Here is a 15,518-nt window from a genome sequence, read left to right as displayed (position 1 = left end):
ATCATATTTAGCTCAGAAACGCCTCAGCATCTTCTAATTTTTCAAAAGAAACGACAATATCGCCAAACATCCGTTTCATTTGCATTTTCGAAACGGCAGAACCCGTGTAATAAGCCCATTTCGTTAAACCCTTTTGAACACAAAGCTCTCCTAGGGGCCCTAATGCTACCGCAACTTCTTGCGTAAACAACTTTCCGCCGCTCAAGTCAGTTAAACCTGTAAAACCGGGTTTCACCAAAGTAAGAACTTTCTTAAATTCTTGGAGATAGGATTCTACCTCCTCCATTGAAATGCTTTGTACGTTAACCGTAACTCGATTCTTAACTTGATCGTAAGTTATTTGAAACATGATTTATTACCTCCTGTTGTTTTTTCAGATATGTACTCCATTGATTTTACCAAAATTTACATTGAAGTAAAGAAAAATTTGTCGATTAATCTATTTTTATGAAAAATTGTATGTCGATTCATAAAAAATTATGTCGAATTATAAGAAATCCACTTCTTTGCAGTAAGCAATCATCGCATCAATCTGCTGCTGTTCGACAGATTGCCATTGAAAACCTAACAAGGAAAGTACAGACACTGTTTTTCCAACAGCTATCTCAAACATCGTCTCACTATGATGCTCTTCCAGCCAGCCATAGTGCAGCATGATCTTCTCAATCTCTTCCCTGCAAATGTCGGCCTCATACTTAGCGATCATATAATCGATAAATTGTTCGAATGACCCTGACTTTACATCCCATTTCAATCGTCCGTCCGCCAAGATTTGATGCAAGCTCTCTCGATGAGGATTAAACAGATGGAAGATCTCATTTTGCAGCGCCACTGGCTGCATAAGCAGGACCACCGCCCTACTCAACGCATCGACATAAGAGAAATCCGTGTCTGGTTCCATTTCAGGCACCATACCAAGTCGGATGAACGATTGCATCATCGTGTAGAACGCGTTTTCTTCAATATTTTCTTGAAATCTGCCAGTCTCAGAATGGAACACAATGTTGCCGATTCTGTAGATGCTGGAACGAATTCCTGCCTCACGTGCTGCTGCAACACGTTGTTCTGCCTCATGCTTCGTTTTGGCATAATAATTCTCATGCTGCTGCCCCAGATCAAGATCATATTCAGTAAAGTGAACAGCCGTTTGATTCGCTATTTTCCCCGTTGCTACACCTAAAGTAGAAATATGATGCATGTCTTTAGCTCGGTTCAGTTTAGCAAATGCAAGCAGTCGATCGGTGGCAATTACATTATGTTGTTCAAAATAATGATATGCGCCGTAATGCTTGACTGTTGCTGCTGAATGCACAATAGCATCAACTGTGCCTGACAGCTCCATGTATGTGTTCTCCGAGAAACCAAAGCGCTCTTGTGTAAGGTCACCTCGATGGACGCATATCCGACTCCACTGTGTTTCGTCTACAGTGCCGCCAAAGTAGAAAGCCAACTTATCGCGCAAACGGGAAGCAGCTTGTTCATCCGAATCTCCACGAACAATAACATGGACTTGCCAAGCAGTATGGAGCAGCATGTCTCGCAGGAGATGAATGCCCAAATATCCGGTTGCTCCTGTCAGCAGCACATGGCTATAAGCAACTTTCTTGGTCAGATCCAGTTGGGCATACTTCTCATTCTTTAATCGATAAGCCTCTTCGCTTGCTTCAAAGCGAAGTGCTGATGCGGAAGTATGAGCCGTTTTGAGAAGCGCAAGCTTCTCCATTAAATGATTCGACGTCGCTTTAACTTTGGTAGATAAAGCCGCAATGGTTTGATGTTCAAATACGTCATTAATCCCAATTTCAAACTGCTGCTGAAGTCTCGCGACCATAACTGCCGCTTTAAGCGAATGTCCGCCCAACTCAAAGAAATTATCGTGAATGCCGATTCGGCTTATGCCAAGCAAATCCTGCCATACCTCTGCAATTCGGCTTTCTGCATCCGTACGTGGCGCCACATAGTCGTTGCCGCTGCCAAGCAGTTGATCTGGCTCTGGGTCAGGCAGGGCTCTGCGGTCAATTTTCCCATTTGGCGTCAACGGCAAGGCAGGAAGCTGTACAAAGTAGGAAGGGATCATATAATCCGGCAAGCTTTCAGCTACATGGCTCCGCAGCTCCATAACGCTAAGCTCTTCCTCTACAGCGATATACGCACACAAGTAACGTCCTCCGCTGTTATCTTCTTTGGCCAGCACAATTGTTTCCTTAATTACTGGATGGTTGAGCAGCGTGTTCTCGATTTCCCCAAGCTCGATACGGAATCCTCGAATCTTCACCTGATGATCCAATCTTCCGAGGAATTCAAGCGTACCATCCTCATTCCAGCGGGCCAGATCTCCGGTTTTGTACATCTTTCCTTCGTTTGCAAACTTGTCTGGCAAGTAACGCTCAGCTGTCAGGTGATCCTGCCCATAATAACCTCTTCCAACACAATCACCCGCAATATAAAGCTCACCCGGAACTCCCGGTGGCTGGACCTGCAAACGATCATTCAAAATGTAAATTTGCGTATTCGCAATCGGTCGGCCGATTGGGGGAATTTCAGGAATAGGCCCATTAGGATCTATTGTGAGAGCCGTGGCTACATGCGTTTCTGAAGGCCCGTAATGATTGTGCAGAAACACTTGATAACGGCGCAAATGCTCTCTGAACTTCTCCGGTACGATCAGTTGCTCGCCAGCCGTAATAATATGCCGAACAGATTTAGGGAAACGATCTGTATATTCCTTCTCGTTTAAAATAAATTTCAGGAACGAAACAGGCATGAACAGGATATTGATTCCTTCCTCTTCAATCACTTGGAGCAGCCTGCCCACGTCACGACGCGTATCGTTGGTAACCAGACATAAGGTACCGCCTGCAAGCAAGGTTGACCAGATCTCTTGTGAGCATACATCGAAGCTTAACGTTGTGAATTGCAAAACTTTACCGCTGTAATCTACGTTCGTCTGGGTATGTTCGTAATGAATCAGGTTGACCAAATTACGGTGTTCTATCATAACGCCTTTGGGCTTGCCTGTCGTTCCAGACGTGTATATAACATATAACAGATCCGCAGATGTACTGCATTTCTCAGGATTGTCCGAAAGCTTACTGTACACGTCATCGTGATCCAGATATAGCTCTTCACCCTCGAATGTTGTTTTACCGGAAAGCTGATCTTGTGTCAGCAATAGTCTCGCTCCACTGCTTGCCAGCATGTAATTGATGCGTTCTTCCGGATATTCAGGATCGATCGGCACATAAGCACCACCGGCTTTAAGAATGCCAAGTAATCCAATGATCATCTCCAGCGATCTGTCAGCCATCAAACCTACAACTTCATCGGCTTGAATGCCCTTGTCTATTAACGTATGCGCAAGACGATTAGCCTTCTCGTTCAATTCTCTATATGTTAGCTGTTCGCTGCCGAACACCAAAGCAGGATGGTCTGGCGTCCGCAGCGTCTGCTCCTCGAACAACGACTGAATCGTCGCTTCCTTAGGATAAGAAGCTCTCGTCTCGTTGCGACCATAGATCTGTTCGGCAACTTCCCTCTCATCCAGCAGAACGATTTCCGACAGCACGAGGTCCGAAGAAACAGCAGCTTCGAGAATACGCACGTAATGCCGACTCATCTGTTCCATCGTTTCCTGTGCATATAAATCCGTACAATACTGGATGTCGATGCGGATGTTTGCTTCCTCTTCCGTCACATCCACCATCAGATCATATTTGGCAATCGGCTCCACATACGGGGCTACCGTAACCTCGGTCCCCTCCATGGATGGCGTCAAACGTCCCGTATTCTGCATCACAAACAAAGTGTCGAATAACGGATTTCTTCCCGGTACACGTGGGATGTTTAACGCCTGCAAAACGAGCTCAAGCTCATATTCTTGATGTTCAATAGCGCCAAGCACAGAAGCTTTTATTTCCTGCAAAAACACAGAAAACGGCTTGTTTTTCTCTGGATAACTGCGCAGTGGCAGCGTATTAACGAACATACCTATCATGTGCTGGAACTCATTTTCGGTCCTACAAGCGAAAGGCGCACCCACAATGACGTCCTCTTGCCCGGAATAACGCGCTAACAGCACGTTGTAAGCAGCAAGCAAAATCATATATAAAGTCGTATCCGTTGATTTTGCAAGTTTTTTCAAATCACTGGTGATGGAAGACCCTAACTGAATCGAAAGCGTATCGCCTTTGAAGCTTTGAACATCAGGACGTTCCATGTCGGTTGGCATCTGCAAAATAGGAATCTCACCCGCTAAGGTAGATTGCCAGTAATGTTGTAACTTGTTTCGGGCAGCAGCGTTTTCTGGTTGGCCGTACCACACGGAAAAATCTTTAAATTGAATCGCTTGGGAACGCAGTTCCTCCCCGGCATATAGCTTGCTCCAATCCTCAAAGAACAGATGCATGGAGACCCCATCCACAGCAATATGGTGGAAATCAAGCAGCAAAAAATGCAATTGTTCGGCGCAGGAAATTAACTCCGTACGCATGAGTGGGGCTTCTCCCAGATTGAACGGCTGCACGAATGTGCGCATGATTCCTGCTACTTCTTCTTCTGCAGCTTTGCGAATCGCTAGTCGGGAGGGAATGTAGTCCTTAATCATCTGTACAATTTCTTCGCCGACCCATAGGAAAGAGGTACGCAGCATTTCATGACGTTGGATCAACTGATGCAAGGTTAGCTCCAATCGACCAACATCAAGTTTACCTTCGATGCGCAGCAGCATCGGCGTATTGTAGGCCGTGCCCACACCTTCCATCTGTTCGATCAGATACATCCGTCTCTGCGCAGGATAGACGGGATAGTAGGTGGATATTGGCGCCGGTTCAATTGCAGGACGAATGACACCCAAATTATTGCTGCCCACGATTCTCAGAGCTTGCTCCCTGACCGTTGTATACTGAAATAATTCGCTTATAGGCAATCTCACGCCAAATTGCTTTTCGATATGTCCGCGAAGGACAGCCGCTTGCAAAGAATGCCCGCCAATTTCGAAGAAACGTTCGTCGAGTCCAATATTTATGACACCTAATACAGTCTGCCATAGCTCTACGAGCTGTCGTTCTGTTTCATTTGCCGCACTTGTGACTACAGCAAATTCAGTCGCTCGCTCGGGTTCCGGGAGCGCTCTCCGGTCAACTTTTCCGTTCGCATTTACCGGCAGATTAGAAAGCGTCACAAAACGCGGTGGAACCATATATTCCGGCAGTCGAGCGGATAGAAAGTCAGCAAGCTCACGCTGCGTACACGTTGTTGGAGCAACGACATACGCACACAGGTAACTTGCACCGTACTGATCCTCACGGGCCATGACCACGCAATCTTGTACGGATTTATGCTGTAAAAGCTGCTGCTCAATTTCTCCGATCTCAATGCGATAACCACGAATTTTCACCTGATGATCGATACGTCCGAGGAATTCAATGGTGCCATCAGGCAGCCAGCGAGCAAGATCGCCTGTCCGATACATACGCTCACCTTCAACGAACGGGTGAGGAACAAATTTCTCAGCAGTCAACTCCGGTCGATGCAAATAGCCTCGTGCGAGTCCAACCCCGCTCACGCACAATTCACCGGCAATGCCAATTGGCTGCAGCTTGCCAACCGCATCCATAATAAGAATTTGAGAATTATAAACAGGCTTTCCGATTGGAATGTTATCCGTCAATTGTGTAACGAGATGCGACGTGGTTACGACAGCATTTTCAGTTGGGCCATAGCAATTATGCAGCTCATAGCCTTTAGCCTGAAAAGTCTTTAATTTATCTCCCCCTGTTAGAAGCACACGCAGGGACGTATTGTCTAATCCCATGAACTGCTCACATAGCTGAGTGGGGAGAAAACTGATTGTAATTCCTTGTTGTTCAAAATAATTATTCAATTCTTCCGCATCAAGACGTATCTCTTCAGGAATCATCACCAGCGATGCTCCGGATATCAAATAGGGGAATATTTCCCAAACTGATGCATCAAAGCCAAAACCTGCATACTTAGTAGCTCGGTCTTTATCCGTGACTTTAAAATGCTCCTGATGCCACTGAGCTAAGTTAATCAACGAGCGATGCTCAATCATAACACCTTTAGGCGTTCCCGTTGATCCGGACGTATAAATCACATAGGCCAAGTCTGTTGGCTCGATTTGGATTGAAAGCGGCTTGGCTTCTTCACCCATTAACAAATCCTCGTTAACAGACAGCGATTCACCTTCAAATGCAACCTCAAGAAGGATGCCTGGCGTTGTTAATAACAATCTTGCCTTGCTATCTTCCAACATGAAACGAGTACGTTCAGCAGGATAATTCGGGTCAATCGGCAAATAGGCGGCTCCTGATTTCAAGATACCCAGAATGGAGACCACCATCTGATGAGAAGAACCCGCCATAATTCCAACAATGTCACCTCGACCTATACCTTTGCTAACGAGTATTCGGGCCAAACGGTTGGATTGCTCATCTAACTCCTTATAGGACATTCTTTCATCACTGCATACGACCGCTGTATGTTCAGGCTTTTGTGCGGCTTGAATCTGAAACAATTGGTGGATTGTAAAATCCGATGAGAAGTCATGCTTTGTTGGGTTGAACGTTGCAAGCAAGCGTTCCTTTTCATCCGTCATGATATAATCCATATTTGCGATCGCTGATTGAGGTTGTTGGATCCAAGTCATCACGATATGTTCTACATGCTGGAGCAATCGCTGTACCGTCTCAAACTCATATGCGCATTCCCGATAGGTGGCTTCCACTTCAATTGTTTCATTGCATGTAAAACGAAGAAACAAGTCGTTCTCCGGCATATAAGAAGTACTGTGGGACCCGAAGGACTCCTCCATGCTGACAGTCGTGTTGAAGATTAACTCAAGACCAAACTTCTCATTAAACTCCTGAAGCTCATCTAGTGTCAATGCATACGGGCGTTCGAAGTCGATGGCGGCTTGTGTTTGCTCGACCAGTTCATCCAATGAAAGAGTTGAAGAGGTGTTCATATGTATGACAATGATCTTGTCCTCGCCAGGTAGAAAAGCTCCAAAAGAAGCTTCTTCCGTACGTAAGTACCGCTGAAGCAGCACGAACCAAGCCGTGTATAAGACTGTGGATGGTTCAGCGCCCGCCAGTTCGCAGGCCTGTCTAATCGCATGCAAGGATTCATGATGAAACTTATGTGTAATGGTTGATAGCGTGGTGCGGTCTGTCGATTTTGCGTCCGGAGCAAGTATAGTTTTATTTTCAGCACTATCTGATTTGTTATGCCAATATTCCTTAATGTTGTTCTCGTTGCTAAGAACCAAATACATTATTTTCCCACCCTTCTCTGTGTTAAGCTCCTTATTTGCATAAAAAAAGCAACTCTGCCAATTGGAGCTGCCCTACTGATTAACAAATTCAGTCTTGGCAACTGGCTGGCTGATGCACATATTGCGCATGTTGGCCCCTTTAGCTTTGCGTCTCCGTCTTCCGGCGGATTTGCCCCTTATGCAATTGTCATATTATGGTATCCATTATTAGCATATATTACCTGTTCATTTTACCATTTGATAGATAATTTTCAACTCAATTTACAATTACTTATTCATATCTGTGTTAATATTTAGAAAAATTTGTCGAATATATGAAATTATTTGCTTCACACTCACCCTAAGGTCTTACTTTAACCTACAGGATGGTCCAAAGTTACTAGTTCTTGAAGCATAAAAAAAGTCCGCTAGAGCTTCTTTTATAGGCTCTAGCAGACTTTTTATAGGTAGTTCGAAACATAGGACTAGCAATTCGTTGTCGTCATTTTTCACATTAGCCTTTAACAGCCCCAACCATGGCGCCTTTAACAAAAAATCGCTGTAGGAAGGGATATACAAATAAAATCGGTACCGTGGCAACCATGATGGTTGCATATTTGATCGTTTCACCGATTTGAAACTGATCGCCTCCCCCTGATGACATGCTATCCGTTGAGTTTGAAATCAATATTTCACGCAAAATAACTTGCAGCGGGAATAGATCCCTATCTTTAATGAAAAGTGAGGCATAGAACCAACCATTCCATTTATCCACCGCATAGTAGAGTGAGATGACTGCCAAAACGGGCAAAGATAAAGGCAGTATGATTCGGAACAACAGCACGAAATGATTGGCGCCATCTATTTTCGCGGATTCTTCAAGTGCTTCTGGAATCGACATGAACGAAGTCCGCATAATAATCAAATTAAATGTATTAATCGCGAATGGAATAATAACAGCCCAAAGTGAATCCATAAGTCCGACACCTTTAACTAGCAAATAAAGAGGAATCAATCCGCCATTAAAGAACATCGTAAATAAAATCAAGAAAGTAAACAATTTATTCCATAAAACATTCCTACGTGAAAGTACAAATGCGCCAAGTGCGGTTAAAAACAGATTAACCAGCACGCCGACAATAACAATAAACAGCGTATTTCCGTATCCCTTCAGTATGGCCGAGTTAGAAAAGACCCGTTTATAGGCTTCCAGACTAAAGCCTAGCGGTTTCCAGAGCAGCCCTTGGTGAGATACGATTTGACCGGCATCACTGAGCGAAGCGAATGTGACATACAGAAGTGGATAAATCGTCACAACCATAAGTGCACATAATATTAAATAAACAAATCTATCAAATATTCGTTCGGATAGGCTCGTCGTTGTTGTTGGCATATTTCACTCCTCCTTCCGTTACCACAAACTGTTCTCTGTCACTTTACGACTCAATCGATTCGCCGTTATTAATAAAATCAGATTTAGAACCGAATTAAACAAACCTACCGCCGAGCTATAGCTCCAATTAAATTCGAGTAATCCTTTCCGATACACGAAAGAGGAAATAACATCAGCTGTTTCATACGTAACGGGATTATACAGCAGGATGATTTTCTCAAACCCAACATTTAGCAAGTTTCCTGTTCGTAAGATGAACATGATAACGATGACTGGCAAAATGCCGGGAAGCGTAATTCTCCATATTTGCTGCAATCTCGATGCCCCGTCTATTCGCGCGGCTTCATACTGTTCCTGATCAATTCCCGTTAAAGCAGCCATGTAAATAATGGATTCCCAACCGATTCGCTGCCAAATCTCCGACAACACATAGATGGACCGGAACATCCCCGGTTTTTGAAGCATGGCTTCGCCACCCCCGCCGAATAGGGGCATCAGCAGTGTATTAATAAAGCCTCCGCTGTTTGTAAAATCTTTGATCATCCCACAAATGACGATCATAGAAATAAAGTAGGGCATGTAAGCAATCGACTGGGCTGTTTTCTTAAACGCCTTGTTCCTTACTTCGTTTAGTAAAAGAGCAAGAAGGATTGGCATTGGAAACTCGAAACATAACGAGTATAGACTGATGACCGCCGTGTTTTTTAAAATACGCCAAAAGTAATACGTATCGAAAAAATTCTTGAAATTGTCGAAGCCAACCCAATCGCTGCCTATAATCCCTTTCATGGGCGTGTAGTTTTTAAAGGCTATGATGGCTCCATACATAGGAGCGTATTGAAACACAATATAGTACGCCAAGACAGGGAGCATCATGAGGTATAAATACTTATTTAGCAGGAAATCCTTCACTATTCTAGAACGAAATGAAACATCTGCAGAAGGCCTAAGTAGTGGTGCCTTGAGATTCCGGTTCATACATAAACTCCTCCTCCCGATGAGAAACCCTCTATCGAGGCCATTCAATGATGAGCGACCGCGTTCAGAGGTTGGTTTTATCGCCAATCAGAAAGCGGTTTTCGGGAGCCGAAAACTTATACTTTCTGATGTGGTAAAGAAAAGCGGGGAGGTAACTCCCCGCAGCCCTTCGATTAGCGCTTATTATAACGGTCCAAAGCTGCTTTTTTGATTTCAATGGCCCGATCAATTTTGAGTGATTTCATCTTAGTTACGTATCCGTCAAACGAATCTACAGGCGCTGCTCCCAGAATAATTTTCAAGCTCATTTCATCGACTAGCGTATTCACGTCATTCATAATCGTTGCCAGTTCAGTACTTTCCTTCGGGTTCGGTGAAATCGGAGGCAGCGCATATTTCCCGGCATCCGTTTGCGACCATAACTGAATCGCATCTTTCTGTTCTGGCATCGTCAAGTATTGTTCGATGTATCGCTTGTCTTGGACGAATGGTCCGTTATATCCGCCGCGAGCATATAAAGCTAGCGCTTGTGCCGGAGCAAGGTGATCCGAGTTGTTCATGACCGTGTCGGTATATTTCGGATAGCCATTATCCAGCTTGTAGCTGGTGCCTTCTGTACCGAAATTAAAAAATAAGTGTCCCTCTTCACTATATCCGTAATCCAACATGCGAACAGCCGCTTCGACATTTTTGGATTTGGCAGAAATAGCGACAGAACCGGCTGCCACATAAGAGAAGTCTTTTTGCCCAAACAACGGCTTATCGCCTTTCTTAAGAACCGCGTAAGGTGCCGGCACAAGCTGTGATTTCGGATCCTTCTGCTTAATTAGAGGCTGCCACTTGCCCAGACCCGCTCCCGAATTCCATACGCTGGCTCCACTGCGGTCCGATGTCATATTGGAATCCATGGTTTTGGTATCTACAGTCGCAATGTTCTTATCGATCAGCCCTTCTTCATACCATTTGCGGAACGTTGTTAAGAATTCCTTGTAGCCCGGTTCCATTGGACCGTATTTCACATCGCCATTCGATAAATAGAAGTTTTTGATAACGCCGTATGCGCCGATGAATGCGCCTCCGTCTAATCCAAACAACGTTGTAGGTGTACCTAGGAAGGTAAGGGGGGCTGCTGCACCTTTCTTCTCCTTGAATCCTTTAAGCGCCGTATACCATTCATCAATTGTTGTTGGAACTGGCAAGCCAAGCTCATCCAACCAATCTTTACGAACAATCGGACCTTGATAGGTTTTTAGCACTTCATCGCCACGAATAAATGGGAACACATAATAGCTGCCATCATCGGTTTTGATTTGCTTATCCACTTCCGGATGTTCCTTTAGGTATTTCTTCAAATTTGGCGCATATTTATCGATGGCATCATTTAGCTTAAGAATATAACCGTCATCAATTGCTTTCTGTGCGCCACCAGGAAAGTCGGTCCCCCAAGTATACTCGATCATATCCGGAAGCTCTCCGGATGCTAACAGCACGTTAAGCGATTCCTTAGCTTGGTTTGCAGGAGGCTGTTGGAATTGCAGCTTGACTCCCGTTCGGTTTTGCCACTCCTGAAAAAAAGGAACTTGATCGTAGGTTGGTTTTACACTGGAAGCATTTCCGTTCAATTCTCCCCAATAAGTCAGCTTCTTGTCTGTTTTCAGCGGATATACGCTGCCGCCTGCTGCGATCTCCGTGGTGCCACTTGTTGTTTTGGGCTGTGCCTCATTCTTACCGCCGGAGCATCCTGCGACCACCGCACCGACCATCGTCAGAAGTGCAACGGATGCAAAAAATTTTCTTTTCTGTTTCATGTTTATTGTCCCTCCCATAATAGCTTGTGTCTATTTATCAATTGCATGTGTTTACTCGTCTCATTATGATGAATGCATAGGTAGAAATATATAATGAAAAGCGCCAAAACCATTGATAAAAAGGTTTCACACTTGTTTACAATGTCCAATTTGATTAACAATTTTTCTAAAAAAAGAGGAAGAGGACGCCATCGTCCGCTCCCTACATCGATTCTAGTTCTTTATACTTGCCTGGTGTGATGCCTTCATACTTCTTAAACACACGAATGAAGGTAGCAGCTTCGTTAAAGCCTACTTGTTTCGCGATATCCGCAACGGGAATTTGCTTTGACTAATGAGCTGTTTAGCCTTTTCAATGCGATATTTCCCGATATAATCGAGCAGCCCTTCCCCATTTTGCTGTTTGAACAGCTGTGACAAATAACTTGGCTTCATATCGAATTGCTTTCCAATCATGCTGACATTCAGATTGATATCGTCATAATGCTGCTGAACAAAGTCCATGACATCAGCAATCAGCTCACGAAGAGAATCCGTTTTGACCCTCGTGACATTGGATTCTAGTCGCGATGCGGCATAAGCACATACGTCGTTCAGTATAAATATGAGCTGCTCATACATTTCTTTAATCGTGTCACAAGCGGCAATTTGATCCATCCAATGGGGATTTTTCGCCAAGAAGCTGTCTTCCGTGCCACCGATCTCATTAATTGTTTTAATCATCGTACTGATCATATTAAACATGAGACAACGGGCCATTGTGAGGGACGCTAACGGTTTACTGAAATTCCGATCGGCGATATCCTTCAAGACTACGCTCGCCTTATCGAAATTACCTACTTTAATGAAGTTGATCAGCTGCTGTTCGACTTGAAGCGGGTAGTAATAACCAAGCTGCGTCACCGATAGATCACCTTTTTGAATTTCATCAAAAGAAATGATCTCAGCCTTTCCTAAAACCCATTTATATTCCATAGCATCCAACGCCTCTTGATAAGCCTGCGAAATCCCGACCAATGTAGGATGAATACCGCTGTAGGACAAGGTAAGCTCGATATGAAATCGCTGTAATAGAAACTGTTGGGCTTCGGCGGTAATCAAACGCAAGTCTTCCTTGCGATGATCTTTTTCATCCTCATTGAAGTTAACGATACAGGCCAGCATTTCATCAAGCTCCGCCACATAGCCGCGATGCCCCTTTTGCCCAACAAGCTCTTCCACCACGTTCGTCATTATAAAATACAGCAGCCTTTTCTTGTTCTGAAGCTCCATTTCAGGGTAACCGGAATAGAAGGCTTCCACATCCTCGGAGTAGAACAAAATAACGGCAAAATCATCGGATTCCAGTCGAATATCAAACTTAGCAAAAGCATCCTGAAAAGGGATGTGCGCATCCAGCTTACCCTTCAGCAGCCGATTGAGCATATTGGAGCGAAGGACATGGTGCTGCTGCTGCAGTTGTAAATAGATGGCTTCCTTCTCACTGAGTGCATGCACAACGGCTTTCTGAATAAAGCCCATTTCGTCTCCATTCGGCCTTTCGTCCTTATCTTTATTACTTCCGGCCAGAACTTGGAGCAATTTTTGAATCGGTGAATAATTCCTACGCATGAAGAAAAACGTCAAAAGGGCAGCTCCTAAAATACTGATGGCGATACTGATGTAAGTGAAGTGTCTAACATATTCGGCTTTTTTCCAATAAATTTGGCTGGGAATAATGGAGACATATTTTAATCCTGATACAGCGGACTTATTATAAAAGATTTCAGATTGATCAAATGTATTTTTCTTATACATGGAGGTACTTTCCGCTTGCTCTACTTGCTCCAAGACGAGTGCCGATGGCGGTTCGTTGGTATTAGAGATTAATACGCGGTTAGATTCATCCATAATGAACACTTGTCCCCCGCTAAAACCTTGAATATTCTCTACCGCTTTATGAAACCAAGCAACATCCGTCATAATCACGACAGTACCTGGAGACTTTGCCCTAGTCCCGCCTGGCAAATGGGTAATATATGCTAAGGATTGCTTAGGTTCGGAGGCATCCGATCGGGGGAGCAGAATGAACCTATTGCCCGAAGAATGTAAGACCGATTGCAACCATTCCTCATAGGTTTTCGCGCCCGTATTATATGACGTATCGTAAGCGACTTGAAAATCCCGAACACACCCCGGACATAAGACGGATTGTTCCTGGTCCCATGTCACAAAAAAATCATCGATAGAAGGATAGGACGTTTTATAAACTTTAAAATCGTTTACGATTTGATAAGCTGTATATTGAGCTTCATTTTTGGGTTTATTCGTATAAAACAGATCCTGGATTTTCAAGTTCCATGTAATTTCTGTATCCAGCCTTTTCATACTGTCAATTTGCGCATCAATTTTATCGCGCACCTGCTCCAGCAATACATCGTTAGCGCGGTTAATTTCGCTTTTCAAATTGATGCTGGCTTCCCGATACATGATTACACTCATGAGGATAGGCAAAAAAACGACCGCTGTGTAGGAAACGAGCCATCTGAAAATGACACTCTTTCGCTTTCTCCAAATTGTCTCCAGCTTCATAATAGTTCCCTCCGAGCGAAAATGCCGATTTGTAACCTACGTTCAGGTTGTTCTATTGTGACATAAACCGGCCCTTTAAGTAAAACCAGATATGCCCAAAATCGTGCCTTTTCAGCCATCCTGTAGAAACTGTAAATCGAATTGTACAAATTGTTCATTCGCTTTTCTTTTTCGAACTCACATTGGCGTTATTCAATCTGTTTCCGTTCTAACCTTCAACTTATAATGAACGGGTACAATTCATACGGACAAAGGACGGGATGCACATGTGGACTGCAGCAATGGATGACGTATTGGTTAAAACACGCAACAATATCGGCAAATTCGGGGATTTGTTTCCCTGGACAGGCATTCATGGAGGCGATTATAAAAGAAGCGACCATGAAGATTGGACGGAAGGCTTTTGGTCCGGCTTGCTGTGGATGTGCTACGAATACACAGCGGACGGAGCCTACCGGGAAGCAGCGGTACAAACCGTTGCAAGTTTTGAACGCCGCTTGGATACACATAAGGTTCTCGATCATCACGATATCGGCTTTCTCTATCTTCCTTCAGCGGTAGCTCAATGGATCCTCGAAAAAGATGAATCTGCGAAAGCTCTTGGCCTCCGTGCGGCAGAAGTCTTATTACAACGATGGCGACCGGAAGGGCAATATATTCAAGCATGGGGTCAAGCAGGAGATCCGCAAAACGGCGGTCGCATCATCATTGATTGCTTGTTGAATCTTCCGCTCCTTTATTGGGCTTATGAGAAAACCGGAGATGCCCGTTTCCTTGAGGTTGCCGTCACTCATGCCACCAAGAGCAGAAAATTCCTGGTACGGGGGGACGATTCTTCCTACCATACGTTCACTTTTGATATGGAAACGGGGGAGCCTGTTGGCGGAAGCACCCATCAAGGATATTCCAACGGATCGACCTGGACGCGTGGACAAGCATGGGGAATTTACGGCTTTATTCTCTCTTATACATACACGAAGGATCCTCTGTTCCTGGAAACCTCCCGTCGAATGGCCCATTACTTTATTAAACATTTGCCGGAAGACTATGTGACCTATTGGGATTTCAATCTACCCGATGCTCCTGACAATTACCGAGACAGTTCGGCGACAGCCATCGCCTGCTGCGGCATATTGGAACTATTGGAGCATTTGAACGAAGAAGATCCCGACTACTCGTTTTTTAAACAAGCGGTCGAACGATCCATGAGTTCCTTGGTTACGAATTATTCTACGAAGGATGACCCTTCTGCGGAAGGCTTGTTGAAGCATGGTTCTTATTATGTGCGTGGCGATCTTTCCCCTGACGATTTTGTCATTTGGGGTGATTACTTTTATGTGGAAGCATTAATGAGACTTACAAAAGGAGCACCAGGCTACTGGTACGAACGAAATGAGTAAGTGACGCGGCAAAACAAATGAGTAAGTGCAGACGTAAACAATGACTAAGTGCAGACGTAAAAAATGACTAAGTGCTGCAGCAAAAGAATGACTAA

General features: G+C 44.4%; 8 protein-coding genes and 1 riboswitch. Of the genes, 1 reads left to right on the top strand and 7 read right to left on the bottom strand.

From position 1 onward, the window contains the following. Positions 1 to 7: 7 nt before the first annotated feature. From FU659_RS14830 to FU659_RS14805, 7 genes are all read right to left on the bottom strand, one after another. Positions 8 to 349, bottom strand: coding sequence for a hypothetical protein (locus tag FU659_RS14830; RefSeq protein ID WP_147948302.1), 342 nt, complete (start codon positions 347 to 349; stop codon positions 8 to 10). Between the two features lie 138 nt (positions 350 to 487). Further along, a complete protein-coding gene (locus FU659_RS14825; RefSeq protein WP_147948301.1) occupies positions 488 to 7,294 on the bottom strand; it encodes a non-ribosomal peptide synthetase in 6,807 nt (2,268 codons plus the stop codon). 93 nt (positions 7,295 to 7,387) lie between these two features. After that, positions 7,388 to 7,478, bottom strand: a riboswitch (cyclic di-GMP riboswitch). Positions 7,479 to 7,787: 309 nt separating this feature from the next. Beyond that, the gene (locus tag FU659_RS14820) at positions 7,788 to 8,666 is read right to left on the bottom strand and encodes a carbohydrate ABC transporter permease (protein WP_147948300.1); all 879 of its coding nucleotides are present in this window, start codon (positions 8,664 to 8,666) and stop codon (positions 7,788 to 7,790) included. Positions 8,667 to 8,684: 18 nt separating this feature from the next. Further along, a complete protein-coding gene (locus tag FU659_RS14815) occupies positions 8,685 to 9,644 on the bottom strand; it encodes an ABC transporter permease (RefSeq protein ID WP_147948299.1) in 960 nt (319 codons plus the stop codon). A gap of 173 nt (positions 9,645 to 9,817) precedes the next feature. After that, positions 9,818 to 11,452, bottom strand: coding sequence for a type 2 periplasmic-binding domain-containing protein (locus FU659_RS14810; RefSeq protein ID WP_187274159.1), 1,635 nt, complete (start codon positions 11,450 to 11,452; stop codon positions 9,818 to 9,820). A 202-nt stretch (positions 11,453 to 11,654) separates the two neighbouring features. Continuing rightward, complete coding sequence (locus FU659_RS37185; RefSeq protein WP_261807827.1) at positions 11,655 to 11,759, bottom strand: helix-turn-helix domain-containing protein; 105 nt, start codon at positions 11,757 to 11,759, stop codon at positions 11,655 to 11,657. After that, entirely contained in the window at positions 11,744 to 14,023 is a 2,280-nt protein-coding gene (locus tag FU659_RS14805) for an AraC family transcriptional regulator (protein WP_261807825.1), read from the bottom strand. The genes FU659_RS37185 and FU659_RS14805 overlap by 16 nt, the downstream gene beginning before the upstream one ends. 266 nt (positions 14,024 to 14,289) lie before the next feature. On the opposite strand from FU659_RS14805, the gene FU659_RS14800 reads away from it, so the two are divergent. After that, on the top strand, positions 14,290 to 15,423 hold the full coding sequence (locus FU659_RS14800) for a glycoside hydrolase family 88 protein (RefSeq protein ID WP_187274158.1): 1,134 nt from the start codon (positions 14,290 to 14,292) through the stop codon (positions 15,421 to 15,423). Positions 15,424 to 15,518: the final 95 nt, after the last annotated feature.

Source organism: Paenibacillus sp. N3.4, from assembly GCF_008017805.1.
Lineage (GTDB): Bacteria > Bacillota > Bacilli > Paenibacillales > NBRC-103111 > Paenibacillus_E.
The sequence above is the reverse complement of the archived record's forward strand: the minus strand, read 5'-3'. Positions and strand labels throughout refer to the sequence as shown.

Bases quoted from the DNA above. Each gene is read 5' to 3' on its own strand.
- FU659_RS14830 (WP_147948302.1), bottom strand. From the start codon at position 349: ATGTTTCAAATAACTTACGATCAAGTTAAGAATCGAGTTACGGTTAAC.
- FU659_RS14825 (WP_147948301.1), bottom strand. From the start codon at position 7,294: ATGTATTTGGTTCTTAGCAACGAGAACAACATTAAGGAATATTGGCAT.
- FU659_RS14820 (WP_147948300.1), bottom strand. From the start codon at position 8,666: ATGCCAACAACAACGACGAGCCTATCCGAACGAATATTTGATAGATTT.
- FU659_RS14815 (WP_147948299.1), bottom strand. From the start codon at position 9,644: ATGAACCGGAATCTCAAGGCACCACTACTTAGGCCTTCTGCAGATGTT.
- FU659_RS14810 (WP_187274159.1), bottom strand. From the start codon at position 11,452: ATGAAACAGAAAAGAAAATTTTTTGCATCCGTTGCACTTCTGACGATG.
- FU659_RS14805 (WP_261807825.1), bottom strand. From the start codon at position 14,023: ATGAAGCTGGAGACAATTTGGAGAAAGCGAAAGAGTGTCATTTTCAGA.
- FU659_RS14800 (WP_187274158.1), top strand. From the start codon at position 14,290: ATGTGGACTGCAGCAATGGATGACGTATTGGTTAAAACACGCAACAAT.